The sequence below is a fragment of the Massilia sp. Masssp93 genome, from assembly GCF_059491295.1.
The window spans coordinates 2,721,484-2,741,056 of sequence record NZ_CP168502.1; the positions used below are offsets into that span (position 1 = coordinate 2,721,484).

Consider the following 19,573-nt stretch of genomic DNA (forward strand, 5'->3'; position numbering starts at 1 on the left):
CCTCTTACAAGGTCACGACGACCTGCAGCGGCGCCGACCGGACGGCCGGCAGCGGCACGTCGAGCACGCGCCGTTTGGCGTCCCAGCGGAACGCCACGGGCTTGCCGCCGGCCTGCACGGCGCGCGGACGGGCCGCCACGTTGTGCACCTTCAGGTCGAAGGTGCGCGCGGCGGGCGTCGCCGCGGCGCCGGTCTCGGGCACGATGTCGAGCGCGAGGCGGCCGTCGGCCAGGCGGCTCGAGAAGCGCACCAGTTCGTACTTCCCGGATTCGTAGGCGTGCGCCGTGTGGCCGTCGTCGTCGTACAGGTGCCCCTCGGCCGCCGTCACGCCGGCATCGTTCCAGTAATGCAGGTCGAGCTGCGCCGTCGAATAGTCGCGCGTGCTCTGCACGGGCTGCGCGAGCGGAACGAAGGCGCCGGCGCGGACGAACGTCGGGATGCGGTCCGGCCGGGTGGCCACCGTCTCGATGATGCCGCCGCGGTGCGGTTCGTCCGTGTAAAAGTCGAACCACACGCTGCCCTTGCGCGGAAACACGACTTCCTTGCGCACGGCATTCGGTTCCGTCACGGGCGCGACGAGGAAGTCCGGGCCCCACAAATATGTGGACGCCACGGCGTTCGTCGGCAGCATGTCGTTGTCCGGGTCCTCGAACAGGACGGGTCGCATCAGCGGCATGCCCGTGCGGCTGTCGTCGAACGCGGCCGTGTAGTTATACGGCAGCATGGCATAGCGCAGGCGGATGGCGGCGCGCGCGAGCGCCTTCACGGCCGGCGTGCGGAACACGGCTTCCGCCGGCACTTCTTCCTGCGCGTGCGGGCGGAAGATCGGCTGGAACACGCCGTACTGCAGCCAGCGCACGTACAGCTCGTCGTCCAGCACGGGCCCCGCGAACCCGCCCAGGTCGGAGTGCATGTACGCCTGGCCCTGCATGCCCATCTGCAGCGCGATCTCCATCTGCGACTGCAGGCCGTCCCAGCCGCGGCGGACGTCGCCCGACCACGGGATCATGCCGAAGCGCTGCGAGCCCGAATAACCCGAGCGCATCAGGATGAACGGCCGCTCCTGCGGATAGTCGCGCGCGTAGCCGTCGGCGATCAGGTGCGCCCATTCGTGGCCATAGATGTTGTGGACCTGGTTCGCGGTGCCCGTCGCGTGGCGCGCGGCGGACGGATGCATTTCCGGCTCGCCCAGGTCGCCCCACCAGCCGGCCACGCCGCCCGCCTTGAGGTCCTTGTAGATGTTCCAGAACCAGTCGCGCGCCTGCGGCTTGAACACGTCGATGAGGCCGGTGTTCCCGAAGTAGAAATCGAAGGTGAACGGTTTGCCGTCCGCATCCGTCGCGAGCACGCCGTGCCGCACGGCGTCCTGCCAGCGCTTGGACGTCGTCAGCACGAACGGTTCCGTGATCACGACGGTGTTGACGCCCTTCTTCCTGAAGTCGGCCATCATCGCCTCCGGATGGGGGAAGCTGTCGCGGTCCCAGGCGAGGTTGCCCATCGTGCCCTTGATGGTCTTGCCGAACCAGTACAGGTCGAGCACGACGGCGTCCAGCGGGATGCCGTCGGCGATGAACTTGTCGACGACGGTGCGCGTCTCGGCTTCGGTGTGGTAGCCGAAGCGGCTGGCGAAATTGCCGAACGCCCAGCGCGGCGGCAGCGGCTGGCGGCCCGTCAGGCGCGTCGTCTCGTCCATCAGCTGGGCCCAGTCGGCGCCCGCGATCACCTGGTAGGTCTTGCGACCGCCCATCACTTCGTAGCGCAGGGTGCCGTCCTTGCGGCTGTCGAAATCGAGCCAGCCGGCCTGCGGATTATCGAAGTGCAGCGCGTACTTGTGCGACGACAGCGCCATCGGAATGCCATAGCCCATCTGCGCCGCGTGGCTGCCGAACGCATAGGACGCCTTGTTGTACAGGCGCAAGCGCTGGCCGCGCCGGTTCATGCCGACCGCGCGCGAACCGGCGCCATACAGCGCTTCGTCGTCCTCGAGCGCGAAGTCGATGCTGTCCAGGTCCCCGGCGTGAGCGTAACCGTGCTTTTCGGCGACCAGCGGACGGCCCTTGTACGCATAACTGATGCGGAACGGCGATTTCTCGACCGTCACCGTGATGCCGTCCGTGACCAGCTGGATGCGGCCGTCCGCCTCCTTCACGGACGCCTGCGCCTGGCCGGGCGGCAGCACGACGGCGTGCGATACCGGGTCGAACGTCTCCCCGCGCGGCACGAAGCTCGTCTCGACGATGTTGGCGTCGTACGGGCGGATCAGGTAGCGGCCGTCGCTGGTGGTAATGTCCAGCGTGCCGTTGTCGTTCTTGTAGCCGAGGAAGGCGCGGTCCGCGTTCTGCGCCAGTGCGGGCAGGCTGGCGGCCAGGCACAGGGCGAGCACGGCGTGGGGGATGGGTTTCATGGTTTCCCGTCTCGTTGTCGTTGTTGGAATCGGGAATTTTAACCGGTTGACGTAGAAAAGCTACAACCAAGGGCTTGCGCGCACATATTCTTGTACAATATTACGTAGTTTGACTACTTTCCAGCTTCGTGCGGCGCCGGCGGCGTTCTCGGGTCAGAATAGCGGCAACGACAACCCATGAGAGACCCCATGCGCATCGCCACCTTCAACGTCAACGGCATCAACAGCCGCCTCCCCGCCCTGCTGCAATGGCTGGAAGAGACGCAGCCGGACGTCGCCTGCCTGCAGGAACTCAAGGCGCCGCAGGAGAAATTTCCGGAGATGGAGATCCGCGCGGCGGGTTACTGCCCCATCTGGCACGGCCAGAAGAGCTGGAACGGCGTCGCGATCCTCGCGCGCGGGACGGAGCCGCAGGAACTGCAGCGCGGCCTGCCGGGCGACCCGGAAGACGAGCAAAGCCGCTACATCGAGGCCATCGTGAACGGCATCCTCGTCGCCTGCCTGTATCTGCCGAACGGCAATCCGGCCCCGGGTCCCAAGTTCGATTACAAGCTGCGCTGGTTCGCGCGCCTGCACGTGCGCGCGCAGGAATTGATCGCGACGGGCGCCCCGATCGTCATCGCGGGCGACTACAACGTCATGCCGACGGAACTCGACGTGTACAAGCCCGAGCGCTGGCTCGACGACGCGCTGTTCCGCCCGGAGACGCGGGAAGCGTACCGGCGCCTGCTCGACCAGGGCTGGACGGACGCGCTGCGCACGATGCATCCGGATGAAGTCATCTACACCTTCTGGGATTATTTCCGTGACGCGTACGGCCGCAATGCCGGCCTGCGCATCGACCACCTGTTGCTGAGCCCCGCGCTGGCGCCGAAACTCAAGGCCGCGGGCGTCGACCGCGACGTGCGCGGGCGCCCGAAACCGAGCGACCACGCGCCCACGTGGATCGAGCTGGACTGGCCGAAACTGGCCTGAGCGTCAGGCCGCGGCCGTGCCGCGCGCGGGCGCCCGTCCCAACACCATGCCGAGGCGCAGCGCGCTGTCGGTGACGATTTCGATGTCGGGCGTGTAACCGTCCTCGATCCAGCGCAGCGCGATGTGGATCACGCCGCCCACGATGCCCGCTTCCAGCAGCGGATCGGCCGGCACGCCGGGCGGCACGACGAGGCGGCCGACCTGTTCGCCGATGGCGCGCAGCGCGCCGTCGAAGGCCTTGTCGACGGCGCGGCTGACGCCGCGGATCTCGACGAGGAACACGCGCGCCGAGCGCGGCTCGCGCTGCAGCGCCGCGAAATAAGTGTGCAGCATCGCCCGCGCCCGCGCGACCCGGCTGCGGCCGGCCTGGTGCGCCGCCTCCGTGATCTCGCCCAGCACGCTGTACGTGACGGCGTTGAACGACGCGATCAAGAGTTCTTCGCTGTTGGCGAAGGATTCGTAAAAATAACGTTCGGTGAGCCCGGCGGCTTCGCAGACCGCCTTGACGGTCGACAGGCGATAGCCGCGCTCGCCATACACGGCGACGGCTGCCCCGATCAGCTGGGCGCGCCGCTGGGCGCGGCGTTCGTCTTGCGGAACACCGCGATAGGGCCGGGCCGGTTGTAAAGATTCTGGAGGCATCCTTCTATTTTCGCACAGAACATTCAGCATCAACTTGTGACAATATATGGTGTCAATATTACACGATCCGCGACGCGAGACGCCATGCTTCGGCGCGCCGACCGGAGCCTCCTCGAGAAAGCGATCCAGCGATGATTATCGTCCTGTCCGTCCTGGCCGTCGCGGCCCTGTTCGTCGCGCTGGCTTGCCTGTTCACCGTGTACATGAAACGCAAGGTCGAAGCCCTGTTGCCGCCGAAGGGACGCTTCGTCGACGTGCCCGGCGCGCGCCTGCACGTGCGCGAGTTCGGCGGCGACCCCGGCGCGCCCGCGATCCTGCTCGTGCACGGCCTCGCCGGCCAGCTCGACCACTTCACCTACGGCGTCACGGCCCGCCTCGCGGGACGCCACCGGGTCGTCGCGGTCGACCGCCCCGGCGCCGGCTACTCGACGCGCGCGCCGGGCACGCCGGCGGACCTGCGCACCCAGGCCGTCATCCTCGCCGCGCTGATCGACACCCTGGCGCTCGATGCGCCGCTCGTCGTCGGCCATTCGCTGGGCGGCGCGCTCGCCCTCGCGCTCGCGCTGGATCATCCGCGCCACGTGGGGGCCCTGGCCCTCGTCGCGCCGCTGACGCACATGCAGGACGACGTGCCGCCCGTGTTCGACGGCCTCACGATCCTGTCGCCGCTGTGGCGCCATATCGTCGCGTGGACGCTGGCGACCCCGGTCTCGATCAGGAACGGGCGCGCGGCGCTGGACGCGGTGTTCGGCCCGGAACCCGTGCCGCACGATTTCCCGACGCGCGGCGGCGCCCTGCTCGGCCTGCGCCCCGGCGCCTTCCTGTCCGCGTCCGACGACCTGCGTTCGCTGCCCGATTGCCTGCCCGCGCAGCAGACGCGCTACGGCGAGCTCGACGTGCCCGTGGCCATCCTGTACGGCAGGGACGACCGCATCCTCGACCCGCAGGCGCACGGGCAGGCGCTGGCCGACAAGGTGCGCGGCGCGCGCCTGCAGCTGATCGCGGGCGGCCACATGCTCCCCGTGACGAACCCGGAGGCGACCGCCGCCTTCATCCTCGCGGCCGCCGCCGGTTGCCGCAGCGACCGGAGCGCCGCCGCCGCGCAGGGTTGACGGTCGGGCCGCCGGGTCCGCATTCCCCTTGTGCGAATCGGCGCGCCTTCGCTGCGCCGCATGCTAAGGTCCCGGCCTGGTGCGGCAGGCATGCGCGCGGCGATCCCGCGCCGGCATGCTGCATGGCAGCACGAAAATTCCTTGCGCGCGCTGGCGTGCGCTGTCTTTCCGGAATTAATATGTTGCTGCCGCACACACCTTACCAAGGGGGAGCGTTTATGAGCCAGAGTCAACCTCTGTCGCTGCACGTCCCGGAGCCTACCGGCCGTCCGGGTTGCAAGACCGATTTTTCGTATCTCGACATCCACCCGGCCGGGTCGACGCCCCGGCCGCCGAGCGACATCCGCTACCAGGACACGGCGCCCCTCGCGTCCGGCCTGATCCGCGTGCTGGACGACGACGGCAATGCGATCGGGCCCTGGGACCCCGGGCTCGATCGGGACACCCTGCGCTTCGGCCTGCGCACGATGATGAAGACACGCATCTTCGACGCGCGCATGGTCATCGCCCAGCGCCAGAAGAAGCTGTCGTTCTACATGACGTCGCTCGGCGAGGAAGCCATCGGCAGCGCCCACGCCCTCGCGCTGCGCGACGGCGACATGTGTTTTCCCACGTACCGCCAGCAAAGCCTCCTGATGGCGCGCGAATATCCGCTCGTCGACATGGTGTGCCAGCTGCTGTCGAACGAAGCGGACCCGATGAAGGGGCGCCAGCTGCCCGTGATGTATTCGGTGAAGGCGAAGGGCTTCTTCACCATTTCCGGCAACCTCGCCACGCAGATCCCGCAGGCCGTCGGCTGGGCGATGGCGTCCGCGATCAAGGGCGACACGAAGATTGCGTCCGGCTGGATCGGCGACGGCGCGACGGCCGAAAGCGATTTCCACACGGGCCTCACGTTCGCCCACGTGTACCAGGCGCCCGTGATCCTGAACGTCGTCAACAACCAGTGGGCGATCTCGACGTTCCAGTCCATCGCCGGCGGCGAGAGCGTCAGCTTTGCCGCGCGCGGCGTCGGCGCCGGCATCGCGTCGCTGCGCGTGGACGGCAACGATTTCCTCGCCGTGTACGCGGCGTCCTGCTGGGCCGCGGAACGGGCCCGCGGCAACCTCGGTCCCACCTTGATCGAGTGGGTGACGTACCGCGCCGGTCCGCACTCGACGTCGGACGATCCGTCGCGCTACCGCCCCGCCGACGAATGGACCTACTTCCCGCTGGGCGACCCGATCGGCCGCCTGCGGCGTCACTTGACCAAGAAGGGCTGGTGGTCGGACGCGGAACACGAGGCCCTGCAGGCCGAACTGGAAGCCGAGGTCGTGGCCGCGCAGAAGGAAGCGGAGCGCCACGGCACGCTGATCGACGGCCGCGTGCCGAGCGCCGCGTCGATGTTCGAGGACGTCTACAAGGACATGCCCGAACACCTGCGCCGGCAACGCCAACAACTGGGGGTGTAAGGTGATGCGCGACATCGACAAGGACATCAAGACGACCCCGATGACCATGATCCAGGCCCTCCGTTCGGCCATGGACGTGATGCTCGGGCGCGACGACAACGTCGTCATCTACGGCCAGGACGTCGGCTATTTCGGCGGCGTGTTCCGCGTCACGGACGGCCTGCAGGTCAAATACGGCAAGCACCGCTGCTTCGACGCGCCGATCTCGGAAGGCGGCATCGTCGGCACGGCGGTCGGCATGGCGGCGTACGGGCTGCGGCCTGTCGTCGAGATCCAGTTCGCCGACTATTTTTATCCGGCCACCGACCAGATCGTGTCCGAGGCGGCGCGCCTGCGCTACCGCTCGGCGGGCGATTTCACGGCCCCGCTGACGATCCGCATGCCCTGCGGCGGCGGCATCTACGGCGGCCAGACGCACAGCCAGAGCCCGGAAGCGTTCTTCACCCACGTGTGCGGCCTGCGCACCGTGATGCCGTCCAATCCATACGACGCGAAAGGCCTCCTCATCGCGTCGATCGAGAACGACGACCCGGTCATCTTCCTGGAACCGAAACGGCTGTACAACGGCCCCTTCGACGGCCACCACGACCGCCCCGTCGTCTCGTGGGCCAAGCATCCCCGGGGCGAGGTCCCGGACGGCTACTACACGGTCCCGCTGGACAAGGCCGCCGTGTTCCGCGAAGGCGCCGACCTGACCGTGCTCACCTACGGCACGATGGTGTGGGTGTCGGAAGCGGCCGCGCAGGAGACGGGCATCGACGCGGAGATCATCGACCTGCGCACCTTGTGGCCGCTGGACCTGGAGACGGTCGTGGCGTCGGTCAAGAAGACCGGCCGCTGCGTCGTCGTCCACGAAGCGACGCGCACCAGCGGCTTCGGCGCGGAACTCGCCGCCCTCGTGCAGGAGCACTGCTTCTACCACCTGGAAGCGCCCATCGAACGCGTGACCGGCTGGGACACGCCGTACCCGCACGCGCAGGAATGGGCGTATTTTCCGGGACCGGACCGCGTGGGCGCGGCATTCAAACGTGCGATGGAGGCCTGAGCAGATGGGTATGCATGTCATCAAGATGCCGGACCTGGGCGAAGGCATCGCGGAAGTGGAAGTCGTCGCATGGCGCGTGCAGCCGGGCGATGCCGTCGTCGAAGACCAGGTCCTGGCCGACGTCATGACGGACAAGGCGACCGTGGAGATACCGTCGCCGGTGCACGGCACGGTCGTCGCGCTGGGCGGCAAGGTGGGCGAATCTTTGGCGGTGGGCGCGGAACTGATCCGCCTCGACGTCGAGGGCGCGGGGAATGCGCCGGCGGCCGCGCGGCCTGCGCCCGCCGCCGACGAACCGGCCGCCCTGCCGCACGGGTTCGTGCCGGAACCGGCGCGCGTGGCGGAAGCGGCGGCGAGCGTCGCGCAGGCCGCACCGGTCGTCGCCGCGGCCCCGGCGCGTCCCGCACCCGCACACGGACCCGCACACGCGCCTTCGCGCGCGCCGGCGCCGGCCTTGCGCGCGGCGGGCGAACAACCGCTGGCCGCGCCGGCCGTGCGCAAGCGCGCGTGGGACCTGGGCATCCAGCTGCAATACGTGGCGGGCAGCGGTCCGGCGGGCCGCATCACGCACGCCGACCTCGATGCGCACGTGGCGGGCCAGCGGCGCGGCCACGCGGCCACTCCCGACGGACGCTATGCGGAACTGGACGGCGAGGAGGCCGTCCCCGTGATCGGCCTGCGCCGCAAGATCGCAGAAAAGATGCAGCTCGCGAAGCGCCAGATTCCCCATTTCACGTACGTCGAGGAAGTCGACGTGACGGAGCTGGAAGCCTTGCGCGGCCAGCTGAACGCGCGCTACGGCGAGGACCGCGGCAAGCTCACCCTGCTGCCCCTCCTGATGCGCGCCGTCGTCCTCGCCGTGCGCAGGTTCCCCGACGTGAACGCGCGCGTGACGGAAGAGAGCGGCGACCAGGCGAACGTCGTCACGCGCTACCGGCCCGTGCACATCGGCATCGCGACGCAGACCGACGCCGGCCTGATGGTGCCCGTCGTGCGCCATGCGGAAGCGCGCGACCCGTGGGCAAGCGCGGCGGAAATCGCCCGGCTGGCCGACGCGGCCCGCCACGGCAAGGCGGGGCGCGACGAACTGTCCGGTTCCACGATCACGATCACGAGCCTCGGCGCGCTTGGGGGCATCGTCAGCACGCCGGTCATCAACCATCCGGAAGTCGCGATCGTGGGCGTGAACCGCATCGTCGACCGGCCCGTGATCCGCAACGGCGGCATGGTGGCGCGCAAGCTGATGAACCTGTCGTCCTCGTTCGACCACCGCGTCATCGACGGCATGGTGGCGGCCGAATTCATCCAGGCGATCCGCGGCTACCTCGAGTCGCCGGCCACCCTGTTCGTGGAGTGAACGCATGGGACTGAACATGGAAACCACCACCTTGCTCGTCGTCGGCGGCGGCCCGGGAGGCTACGTCGCGGCGATCCGCGCCGGCCAGCTGGGCATCCCGACCGTGCTCGTCGAGGGCGCGGACCTCGGCGGCACGTGCCTGAACATCGGCTGCATCCCGTCGAAGGCGCTGATCCATGCGGCCGACGCCTTTCACCAGGCGGCGAGCTACGCGGGCGAGTCGCCGCTGGGCATCCGCACGGGCGCGCCGGCCATCGACATCGCGCGCACGGTCGCGTGGAAGGATGGCATCGTCAAGCGGCTGACGGGCGGCGTCGGCGCGCTGCTGAAAAAGAACGGCGTGAAGGTCGTGCAGGGCTGGGCGCGCATCCTGGACGGCAAGACGGTCGAAGTGGCGGCCGGCGACAACGTGCTGCGCATCCGCTGCGAGCACCTGCTGCTGGCCGCGGGCTCGACGCCCGTCGAACTGCCGTCCATGCCGTTCGGCGGCAACGTCGTGTCGTCGACGGAGGCGCTGGCGCCGGCCACGCTGCCCGACCACCTCGTCGTCGTGGGCGCCGGGTACATCGGCCTGGAACTCGGGATCGCCTACCGCAAGCTGGGGGCGCGAGTCACGGTCGTGGAAGCGGCCGGACGCGTGCTGCCGGCCTACGACGACGAACTCGTGAAGCCGGTGGCGGCGAACCTTGCGCGGCTCGGGATCGCCGTCCACCTCGAATCGAGCGTCCTGGGGCTGGCCGACGACGGCCGCGGCGTGCGCATGAAGAACGGCGGCGGCGAGGAGACCGTGCTGGCGGCGGACCGCGTGCTGGTGGCCGTCGGCCGCCGTCCGCGCACGGAAGGCTATGGGCTGGAAAGCCTGCTGCTCGACATGAACGGACGCTTCGTCCGCATCGACAACCAGTGCCGCACGTCGATGCGCGACGTGTGGGCCATCGGCGACCTGACGGGCGAACCGATGCTCGCGCACCGCGCGATGGCGCAGGGCGAGATGGTGGCCGAGATCGTCGCCGGCAAGCGCCGCCATTTCACGCCGGCCGCGATTCCCGCCGTCTGCTTCACGGACCCGGAAGTGGTCGTCGTCGGCATGACGCCGCAGGACGCCACGCAGGCGGGCGTCGATTGCATCAAGGCGAGCTTCCCGTTTTCCGCCAACGGCCGCGCGATGACGCTGGAGTCGACCGACGGCTTCGTGCGCGTCGTCGCGCGCCGGGACAATCACGTGATCGTCGGCTGGCAGGCCGTGGGCGGGGCCGTGTCCGAGTTGTCGACCGCGTTCGTGCAGTCGATCGAGATGGGCGCGCAGCTGGAAGACGTCGCCGGGACGATCCACGCGCATCCGACGCTGGGCGAGGCGGTGCAGGAGGCGGCGCTCAGGGCGCTCGGACACGCGCTGCACATCTGACCACGCGCCGCACGCAGAAAAGCGCGGGTGGCCATGCGTCGCCCCCGACACATTCCACCCGCGCCGCGCACCAGGCCGCTGGCACGCCCCCGATCCCGGACCAGGCCGGGCCTTGCTCGATGTCAATCGCGCTTGCGCTTGCCCGCGTCCTCGGCCTCTTCCGACTGGCGGCTGCCCGCGTTGCCGGTGCTCAGGCTGCCGATGCCGCCGAGTCCCGTCTGCAGTTCGCCCGCTTCTTCGCCGACATAGCCTTCGCCGTCGCGGTCGGCGTCGTTGCTCAGCAGATCGTCCGTGCGGCCTTTTTGCAGATTGCCGCCCGTATCGGATCGTGCGCTGGTTCCCGAGTCGCCGGTGGCGCCGGCGCCCAGCGTGCCGGCCGCGCTCGTGCCGTCCTTCGTCACCTGGTCGTAGTTGCGCCCTTTGGCATCCTTGCCTTCGCTCTGCATGGACATGAGGTTCTCCATTCGTTCGCGTCGACGACCATCTTGATCCTCCCGGCGCGGGACGGCTATAGGCATGCACCCGGCTGGCTTGTAGGACATGTCGGGCGAGAATGACGCCAGGCACGCATGCGGGATATGCTATAAAACGGTGTTGCATAAATAGAACAACGCATGAACGAACCGAACATCCTCGTGATCTACGCCCACCCGGCGCCGCACCGCTCGCCCGTCCACCGCCGCCTGGCCGACACGGCGCGTGCGCTGCCCGGCGTCGAGGTGCGCGACCTGTACGACATCTATCCCGACTTCGACATCGACGGCGACCACGAACGCGCCCTCTTGCGCACGGCCCGCCTGCTCGTCTTCGTGCATCCGTTCCGCTGGTACGGCATGCCGTCCCTCGTGAAGGAATGGATGGACGTCGTGCTGCAACCCGGCTGGGCGTATAACGACGACAACCACGTGGGCGAATGCGCGCTGCGCGGCAAGAGCTTCTGGCTCGTCACGACGACCGGCAGCGGGCCGGAGGCCTACGGGCCCGGCGGCCTGCACGGCCGGCCGTTCGCGGACTTCCTCGCGCCATACGAGGCGACGGCCGCGCTGTGCGGCATGGACTGGATCGCGCCGCTCGTCATGCACGGGGCGGCGCAGGTGTCCCCCGACGCCGTCGACGCCCACGAGGCCGAATTCCGGCACCGGCTGGAAGGCTATGCCGGCCTCGCCGCGGCGGGACAGGCGGAGCGCGGCCATGGAACATAATCTGCTGCAGAACGCGGTCGTCTACCTGGGCGCCGCCGTGCTGGTGGTGCCGCTGGCGAAGCGGCTGGGCATGGGCGCCGTGCTGGGCTATCTCGTGGCAGGCATCGTGATCGGCCCGTTCGGCCTGCGCCTGATCGCGGACGGCGAGGACGCCCTGCACTTCGCCGAATTCGGCGTCGTGCTGCTGCTGTTCCTCATCGGCCTGGAACTGGAACCGAGCCGGCTGTGGGCGTTGCGGCGCCCGATCTTCGGCTGGGGCGGCGCGCAGGTCGCCGGCGTCGCGGCGGGTCTGTTCGCCGCCGCGCTGCTGGCCGGGATCGACTGGAAAGTCGCCCTGATCGCGGGCCTCGGCCTGTCGCTGTCGTCCACCGCGATCGCCCTCGCCTCGCTGGAAGAACGCAACCTGATGCCGACGCCGGCCGGCCAGGCCGGCTTCGCGATCCTGCTGTTCCAGGACATCGCGGCGATTCCGATGATCGCCATCGTGCCGCTGCTGGGCGTGCCCGAATCGGCCGGCGGCGGGGGCAATGCGTGGATCGCGGCGCTCAAGGTCGCGGGCGTGCTGGCGGGCCTCGTGGTCGCGGGCCGCTTCCTCCTGCGGCCGCTGCTGCGCATCATCGCCAAGACGGATGCGCGCGAGATCTTCACGGCGTTCGCCCTGCTGCTCGTGATCGCGATCTCGCTGCTGATGCAATGGGTCGGCATGTCGATGGCGCTCGGCGCCTTCATGGCCGGCGTGCTGCTGGCCGACTCCGAATACCGCCACGCGCTCGAGACCGACCTGGAACCGTTCAAGGGCCTGCTGCTCGGGCTGTTCTTCATCGCCGTCGGCATGTCGGTCGACTTCGAGGTCTTCCTCGCCCAGCCGGGGCTCGTGCTGGGCCTCGTCGCGGGCTTCCTCGCCATCAAGGTCGCGGTGCTGTACGGGTTGTCGCGCGGGCTCGCCATCGCCCGCGGCCAGCACCTGCAATTCGCGCTGCTGCTCGCGCAGGGCGGCGAATTCGCGTTCGTCGTGTTCGGCGCGGCCGCCACCGCGCGCGTGTTCTCACCAAGCGTCGCGTCGATCCTGGTCGTCGTCGTCGCGCTGTCGATGGTCGTCACGCCGCTCGCGCTGATGGCCTACGACCGCCTCGCGGCCCGCCGCGAATGCGCGGGGCGCAAGCGCGACGCCGACCGCATCGAGCCGAACGAGGACCATGTGATCGTCGCCGGCTTCGGCCGTTTCGGCCAGATCGTCGGCCGCTTCCTGCACGCGAACCACGTGCGCCTGACGGTGCTCGACCACGACCCCGACCAGATCGAGGTGCTGCGCAACTTCGGCTTCAAGGTGTTCTACGGCGACGCCACGCGGCCCGACCTGCTGCGCGCGGCCGGCGCCGCGAAGGCGCGCGCCGTCGTCGTCGCCATCGACGACATCGAGGACAGCCTGAAACTCGTGGACGCCGTGCGGCGCGAGTATCCGGACCTGCCCGTGTTCGCGCGCGCCCGCAACGTCACCCATTACTACCAGCTGATGGACCGCGGCGTGGAGCTGATCGAGCGCGAGACGTTCGAGGCGGCGCTGCGGCTGGGCCGCTCCGTGATGACGGCGGGCCTGGGCCAGAGTGCGTACGCGACGCGGCAGGCGGCGCTCAAGTTCAGGCGCTACAACAAGCAGACGCTCGACACGGTGTACCCGTATTACAAGGACCGGGAGACGTTCGTGTCGATGGCCAAGCAGGCGCGCGAGGAACTGGAGGCCATGATTTCGCGCGACCGCGAGGCGTTCGATGAGGAGACGGGGAGCGACTGGGATTAGGCCATGACAACGTTGACGAGGACACGGGCAGCGATTGGGATTGGGCCGTGACAAACGTCGTTCCCGCGCAGGCGGGAACCCCATTTTTACGTCATCCACGCACACCTCACGTAGGCGGATAATTGAAGGCACTTGGGTTCCCGCCTTCGCGGGAACGACGGTGTGTGCCCTACGGCGCCGGTTGCGCCGTCCACGTCGGCCCCGGCGTCGACGGCGTGCCGTCGTTCCAGTCGAGGCGGTCGATGCACATGCGGCGCGCCGTCCGCGCCGGGTCCCACGCGTGGTACACGATCCACGTCGTGGTCCCGTCCGGGGACACGGCGAACGAATTATGCCCCGGCCCCAGCAGGCCGCCGCCCTTCGGCGTGCGCATCAACAGGGCTGCGTGGCCGCCGGCGGGCCGCGTGTACGGTCCCAGCGGATCGTCCGCGACGACCCAGCTGACGCCGTAATTGTCGCGCTCCCACGCCCCGCCGCTGTAGAAGCAGTAGTAGCGCCCGTCGTGGCACAGCACGGCCGCGCCCTCCACCGTGTGCCAGTCGTAGACGCCGCCGTACATCGCGCGGCCCTTGCGGAACACGTGCCAGTCCGCGTGCGGGCGCACGACGACGCGCGGTGCGCCGGCCAGGGTCGTCATGTCGACGAGCCGGTCGACGACGATGCCCGTGCCGACGCGGTCATCGCCTTCCGTCTCGAGAAAGTCGACGCAGTAGAACAGATACCACTGCCCGTCCCGCGCGCGGAACGGGTGCGCGTCGATGGCGAACGGCTGGTCGGGCACGAGCAGCTTGCCGCTGTCGGTGAACGGGCCGGCCGGGTGGTCGGCGACGGCCACGCGCAGCTTCTGGTCCGTGCCTTCCGCTTTTGATCCGGCCGAGTAGTACATGTAGAAGCGGCCGTCGTGGCTCGCGACTTCCGGCGCCCAGTAGTGGGTCTCCCCGATCGGCAGCAATGCATGGCCGACGGGTTCCCAGTCCACCAGGTCCGTCGAACGCAGCACCGGCACCTGGCGCCCGTCCGCGGCGCCGGGCGCCGTGCCGTAGGCGTAGTAGACGCCGTCGTGGCGCAGCACGAACGGGTCGGCCATCACGTCCGGATACACCGGGTTGCGGTACGTCTTCATCGTCACAACGAGAAGCGCAGGCCGACGCCGTACGTCGTCGGGTTGTAGCGGATGTCGCGCGGGATCATCGGCGACGCCAGATAGCTCTCGTATTTTTCGTGCGTCAGGTTGATGGCGTCGAACTGCAGCGACACATGCTTGTTGATGGCGTACGACACGCTCAGGTCGACGAACGTGGTGGCCTTGACGATGCGGTCCATGCCGAAGCGAGGCTCGGCGATCTGCTCCACGTACGCGCCGCGGTGCGTGGCCGTCAGGCGTCCCGTGATGCCGTTGCCCTCGTACAGCAGCGCGAAGTTGTAGTTCTTCTTCGCGACGTTCGTCAGCGCCGCCGTGCGGTACTCGGTGCTCGTGGGCGATACGAGGACCTGGTTGTCGCCGTCGATCCACGTGTAGTTGAACTGGGCGCCGAAGTTGTTCCACGGGCCGGGCAGGAAGTCGAAGAATTTCTGGATGCCGAATTCGGCGCCGCGCAGGGTGCCGGTGCCGGAATTCTGCGGACGCGTCACGCGATAGTTCTGGCCGCCGATGACTTCGTCCGACTCCATGTTCTGCAGGTAGCCGCTGATGTCGCGGTGGAACAGCGCGACCTGCGCGTAGCCGTTTTTCGGGAAGTAGTATTCGAGCGTGGCGTCGGTGTTGACGGAGCGCGTCGGCCGCAGGTTCGGGTTGCCGGCCGTGCCGGTGCCCGGCGCGTTGACGGTGGGCGGAATCAGCGACAGCGCGGGATTCAGCGACGCGAAGTCCGGCCGCGTGATCGTCCTGCCGGCCGACAGGTGCGACTGCAGGTTCTCGCGCCAGCCGACGACGGCCGCAACGCTGGGCAGGAAGTTGTTCTCGGTCGAGCTGACGGCGATCGGCGTGACCGTGTCGCCGATGCGGCTGTTGCCGTTCAGGTTGCGCGCCACGCGGACGTAGCGCCCGCCGAACGTGCCGGACAGGTCGATCGTGCCCGCCTTCGTCTTCCAGCGCGCCGCCAGGTACACCGTGTTCGTGCTTTCGCGCTGCTCGAACGTGCGGGTCGGGTCGTCCGCCACGCGGCCCGGCGCGGCGCCGTAAAACGTCCGCACGGCGTCGGCCTGGTCGATCAGGAAGTCGCGCGACGGCGTAAGCCACGGGCCGCCGAGGCGATCGAGGCCCGGTGCCAGCGATTCGAAACCGGGGCCGAACGCGGCCACCGGATTGGCGCGCACGGCGCCCGCGATGTCACTGTGCCCTTCGGCGCCGTGGAAGCTGGCGCGGTGGTTCGACAGGCGCAGGCCCGCGTCGATACCGGACAGGAAGCCGTCGCCGAGGCGGTACGACGCGTCGCCGCGCCACTGCACCTGCTCGCCCTTCGAGATGCCCCAGTTCTGCACCATCCCGCGCAGCACGAAGGCGTCCGGATCGCGCAGCGCGTTGGGGCTCGTCGGCGTGCTCACGCTCGAGTAGCCGCCGTGGCCGTCCGCGCCGTAGGTGTAGACGCCCACGCTGGCGCCGGGGATCTGCTGGTCGACGATCACCGTGTCGTTCACGAACGTCGACCTGGTCCACGCGAAGTTCGAGCCGGCCTTCCACGGTCCTTCGCGGTAATTCAGGCCCACGTTCAGGAAGTGCGACGTCGTGTGTTCCTTCACGCCCCACGTCGACGTCGCCGTGTACGGGTCCCAGTCGTACGGGCCGCCGAACTGCTTCGCCTGCGCGTACGCCGACTGGATCGGACACACGACACCCTCCGGCGTGCTGCAATAGTCGCCCTGCGGCGCCAGCTGCACGTTGTACAGCGTCGGGGTCCACGTCGTGATGGCAAGGATGTAGTCGACGGCGCTGCGCGCGCGGTAGCCCGTCCCGAGGTACTGGACGTTCGCTTCCAGCGTCGGGTTGACCTTCCACTGCAGGGCGCCGTGGATGCTGCCGCGGTCGCGGTCGCCGGCGTTGTAGATGCCGCCCACGTTCGGCAGTTCGCCAAGGCGCGCGCCCGGCGTCAGGGGCGCGAGCGGCCCGTCGTTCAGGCGCGTGCCCACGCCGTTCGCGTCGACCGAGTGCACGCGGTCCGGCCGGTCGACCCATTGCACGGGAAAGCCCCAGTGCTCGCGGTTGAACGCGACGTCGAACAGCGCGCCGATCTCGCCATAACTGGTGTGCCAGCGGTTGCTGGCCGAGAACCCGCCGCCCGGGTTGTTCTTCGTGTCCGTCGCGCTGGACCCCGTCACCTTCTGGCGCCGGTCTTCCACATAGCCCGTGACGCTCAAGCCTTTCAGGTCGAACGGCTGGCGCAGGCGCACGTCGATGCCGCCCGCGATGCCGCCTTCGAGCTGGTTCGGCGTCGCCGTCTTGTACACGTCCAGGCCGCCGATCGACTGCACCGGCAGATCCTGGTACTGCAGGCGCCGCCCGTTGCCCGTGAAAATTTCCATGCCGTTCAGGGTCGTCACGACGTCCGGCAGGCCGCGGATGATGACCTGGCTCGTCTCGCCCCGGTCGCGCCCGACCTGCACGCCGGCGATGCGCTGCAGGGCGTCCCCGGCTGCGCGGTCGGGGAACTTGCCGATGTCTTCGGCGTTGATCGAGTCGACGACCTGCACCGAGTCGCGCTTGATCGCCTCGGCGCTGCGGATGCTGCCGCGCAGGCCGGTGACGGTGACCTGCTGGATCGGGGCGGGCTGCGGCGCGTCGCCGGTCTGGGCGCTGGCCGCGTGCGCGAGCAGCACAAGGATGGCCGCGCACACGGGCCGGAGCTGGAACGTGGTCATGCGATTCTCCCGATTATTAGTAATAAGTTTTATCGGGAAGCTAACGCAAACCTAACGTGAACGACGCACGCTTGAACCCGCCAAAAAGGGGTGTTCAGACCTGCGGCGGGGCCACGGAATCGCGTACCACCAGAGGGCATTCCATCTTGATGACGGCCCTGGCGGTGTGGTTCGCGCGCACTTGCGCGATGAGGGAATCGGCGGCCCAGCGGCCCATTTCGTAGTTTGGCAACAACACCGTGGTCAGCGGCGGATGGGTGTAGCGGGCGATGTCCTGGTCGTCATAGCCGACGATGGACAGGTCGCGCGGCACCGCGAGCTTGCGTTCGCGGGCGGCGTCGAGGGCGCCGATCGCCATCAGGTCGTTGGCGCAGAACAAGGCGGTCGGACGCTGCGCCAGGTCCAGCAGGCCCAGCGCGTGTTCGTAGCCGGCCGCCACCTGCCAGTCGCCGGAACGCACGAGCACGGGATCGAACGGGATGTCGGCCGTGGACAGCGCCTGCCGGTAGCCTTTCAGGCGCTCGGCCGCGGCCTCGATCCAGTGCTCGCCGTTGATGAAGCCGATGCGGCTGTGGCCGTTCTCGATCAGGTGCATCGTGGCCGCGTAGCCGCCCAGCAGTTCGCTGGGCACGACGGCCGCGCGGCCCCGGTCGCGCGTGTGGCAGTTCAGCAGCACGGCCGGCGTGGCGGCCAATGCCGCCGGCACCGTCACGGCGCGCGTGAAAATCGTCGAATAGATCACGCCCAGCAGCGCGGGATGGTCCAGCATGCGCGCGAACACGGCCGCTTCCACCTCGGGATCGCCCCGCGTGGCGAACACGGCGACGAGGCAGTCGTGCTCCCAGGCGCCATCCTTGGCGCCGTCGATGGTCTGCATGGCGTGCGGGCTCGTCGTCAGTTCGTCCGTGAGATAGACGATCAGGTTGCGCGCCTGCGCCTGTGCCGCGGCCAGGTGCGCGTGCCGCTCGACGGGGTAGCCCAGCTCGCGCGCGATGCGCAGCACGGTCTCGCGCGTGACCCTCGACACCTTTGCGCCGCTCATGTGATTGATGACCAGCGACACCGTCGACTGCGACACGCCGGCCAGCTTGGCGATGTCGGTCATCGTGGGAGGGCGGGTGCGGGGCGGCCTGGTCATGGCGGTCGTGTTGGCGAAATCGATTTCGACAACACGACATTATCACTAATTATTACCTGTCGCCAGCACGTGGATGCGCGACTAGTCGGTCACCTCGAACGCCTCGTTCAGCTCATCCAGCCTGTAGGGTGCGTTGCCGGCGCCGCCCCGCTCCAGCCGCGCCCGCACCTGCGCCAGGTAATCGGCGCGCGCCTTGCGCAAGACGTAGTCGCGGAAGTTCGCCTGCTCGAGCTCCCGCCATGCGGCCTGCCTCGCGTCGTGCGAACGTTCCCGGGCCGCCTCGAACGACGCTTCGGTGAGGACGGCATCCGCCGGCGTCATCGACTCGTAACCATAGCCGCGCATATGGTCCCGCGCCAGCGTTTCGATCACGCGGATGTCGTCGAGCGACAGTTGCTGCTTGAATTTGTCGGCATTGGCCGGAATCGGCGCAAAGCAGTTGGATTCCCACAGCGCGGACATCCTCGCGATCTTGCGTGCCTCCGACGAATGGGCGACGTCGAGCATATCCGGCAGGAACTCGATGCCGATGAAGCCACAGATCGTCCGCAACGTGGCTTCCTGGTCGGTGAGGAAATCTTCATAGCGTATCGTCAAGGCGCGCTCGGGATAGCGTTCCAGCAGCGCGCGCGCCGCGTCATGCGCCTGGACCCAGGTGCGGGCGTTGAGGGTGCTGTCGAAGTCGTGGATGATGGCGCGATTCATCGATGCCACCTGGCCGCGCGGATCGCGCACGACGTTCAGGAACAGCATGTCCGGGTAGAGGCGCATCAGGTCGTCGGCGTAATGGACGCTGTCGAGCGACTTGTCCATGACGATTTTCGCGCCCGTCCGCTCGCCCGACCGGAGCAGCAGCTCCCAGACGATGCGATGCACGCTGCGCGGTTCGTGGCGGAGCCGCTCGAAGATCTCGACCGGGTCGTACACCATGTCCGGCCACTTGACCATGCTGACCGCCTGCAGTCCGACGACGTCGACGACGAGCCTGAAATAGGCGCGGTCGTCTTCCAGGTCGCCGTACAGCGGCACGAGCGGCATGAAGTCGACGATGTGCAGCGGATACGGCGAGTGGAACTCGGGATTGAAGTTCAGCCGCAGCCGCAGCGCGTGGCTGCCGCAGCGGCGCAGCGGCATCATCAGCAGCGGGCGGGGGCGCTTGTTCTCGACTGCCGTGTTCGAATCCATACTC

15 protein-coding genes are annotated in these 19,573 nt (G+C 68.7%); 8 read left to right on the forward strand and 7 right to left on the reverse strand.

Going from position 1 to position 19,573, the window contains the following annotated elements; all coding sequences use genetic code 11:
- Positions 1-4: 4 nt before the first annotated feature.
- Positions 5-2,404, reverse strand: a complete 2,400-nt coding sequence (locus tag ACEN9Q_RS11305; RefSeq protein WP_495628461.1) for a glycoside hydrolase family 31 protein — start codon at positions 2,402-2,404, stop codon at positions 5-7.
- 189 nt (positions 2,405-2,593) lie between these two features.
- On the opposite strand from ACEN9Q_RS11305, the gene xth reads away from it, so the two are divergent.
- Complete coding sequence (xth, locus tag ACEN9Q_RS11310; protein WP_495628938.1) at positions 2,594-3,379, forward strand: exodeoxyribonuclease III; 786 nt, start codon at positions 2,594-2,596, stop codon at positions 3,377-3,379.
- 3 nt (positions 3,380-3,382) lie between these two features.
- Here xth and ACEN9Q_RS11315 read toward each other — a convergent pair whose 3' ends face one another.
- Entirely contained in the window at positions 3,383-4,021 is a 639-nt protein-coding gene (locus ACEN9Q_RS11315; protein ID WP_056444630.1) for a TetR/AcrR family transcriptional regulator, read from the reverse strand.
- A 131-nt stretch (positions 4,022-4,152) separates the two neighbouring features.
- Here ACEN9Q_RS11315 and ACEN9Q_RS11320 point away from each other — a divergent pair, with 131 nt between their 5' ends.
- The 5 genes from ACEN9Q_RS11320 (at position 4,153) to lpdA (ending at position 10,391) form a co-directional block, all read left to right on the forward strand.
- Positions 4,153-5,133 (forward strand): alpha/beta fold hydrolase, encoded by a 981-nt coding sequence (locus ACEN9Q_RS11320; RefSeq protein ID WP_495628462.1) that lies wholly within the window; start codon positions 4,153-4,155, stop codon positions 5,131-5,133.
- Between the two features lie 218 nt (positions 5,134-5,351).
- Positions 5,352-6,584 carry a 3-methyl-2-oxobutanoate dehydrogenase (2-methylpropanoyl-transferring) subunit alpha gene (locus tag ACEN9Q_RS11325; protein ID WP_495628463.1) on the forward strand — a complete coding sequence of 411 codons (1,233 nt, stop codon included), beginning with the start codon at positions 5,352-5,354 and terminating at the stop codon, positions 6,582-6,584.
- A 4-nt stretch (positions 6,585-6,588) separates the two neighbouring features.
- Entirely contained in the window at positions 6,589-7,629 is a 1,041-nt protein-coding gene (locus ACEN9Q_RS11330) for an alpha-ketoacid dehydrogenase subunit beta (protein ID WP_200958351.1), read from the forward strand.
- Positions 7,630-7,633: 4 nt separating this feature from the next.
- On the forward strand, positions 7,634-8,986 hold the full coding sequence (locus ACEN9Q_RS11335) for a dihydrolipoamide acetyltransferase family protein (RefSeq protein WP_495628464.1): 1,353 nt from the start codon (positions 7,634-7,636) through the stop codon (positions 8,984-8,986).
- Between the two features lie 4 nt (positions 8,987-8,990).
- On the forward strand, positions 8,991-10,391 hold the full coding sequence (lpdA, locus tag ACEN9Q_RS11340; protein WP_495628465.1) for a dihydrolipoyl dehydrogenase: 1,401 nt from the start codon (positions 8,991-8,993) through the stop codon (positions 10,389-10,391).
- Between the two features lie 122 nt (positions 10,392-10,513).
- On the opposite strand, the gene ACEN9Q_RS11345 is transcribed toward lpdA, so the two are convergent.
- Positions 10,514-10,843 (reverse strand): hypothetical protein, encoded by a 330-nt coding sequence (locus ACEN9Q_RS11345; RefSeq protein WP_495628466.1) that lies wholly within the window; start codon positions 10,841-10,843, stop codon positions 10,514-10,516.
- 162 nt (positions 10,844-11,005) lie between these two features.
- On the opposite strand from ACEN9Q_RS11345, the gene kefF reads away from it, so the two are divergent.
- Positions 11,006-11,593, forward strand: a complete 588-nt coding sequence (gene kefF / locus ACEN9Q_RS11350; protein WP_495628467.1) for a glutathione-regulated potassium-efflux system oxidoreductase KefF — start codon at positions 11,006-11,008, stop codon at positions 11,591-11,593.
- A complete protein-coding gene (gene kefC, locus ACEN9Q_RS11355; protein ID WP_495628468.1) occupies positions 11,583-13,391 on the forward strand; it encodes a glutathione-regulated potassium-efflux system protein KefC in 1,809 nt (602 codons plus the stop codon). The genes kefF and kefC overlap by 11 nt, the downstream gene beginning before the upstream one ends.
- Positions 13,392-13,560: 169 nt before the next feature.
- On the opposite strand, the gene ACEN9Q_RS11360 is transcribed toward kefC, so the two are convergent.
- From ACEN9Q_RS11360 to ACEN9Q_RS11375, 4 genes are all read right to left on the reverse strand, one after another.
- Positions 13,561-14,514: a glycoside hydrolase family 43 protein gene (locus ACEN9Q_RS11360; RefSeq protein ID WP_495628469.1), complete on the reverse strand. Its 954-nt coding sequence runs from the start codon at positions 14,512-14,514 to the stop codon at positions 13,561-13,563.
- 2 nt (positions 14,515-14,516) lie between these two features.
- Entirely contained in the window at positions 14,517-17,246 is a 2,730-nt protein-coding gene (locus tag ACEN9Q_RS11365; RefSeq protein WP_495628470.1) for a TonB-dependent receptor, read from the reverse strand.
- Between the two features lie 94 nt (positions 17,247-17,340).
- Entirely contained in the window at positions 17,341-18,384 is a 1,044-nt protein-coding gene (locus ACEN9Q_RS11370; RefSeq protein ID WP_495628471.1) for a LacI family DNA-binding transcriptional regulator, read from the reverse strand.
- An 81-nt stretch (positions 18,385-18,465) separates the two neighbouring features.
- A complete protein-coding gene (locus tag ACEN9Q_RS11375; protein WP_495628472.1) occupies positions 18,466-19,569 on the reverse strand; it encodes a sulfotransferase family protein in 1,104 nt (367 codons plus the stop codon).
- Between the last annotated feature and the right edge of the window lie 4 nt (positions 19,570-19,573).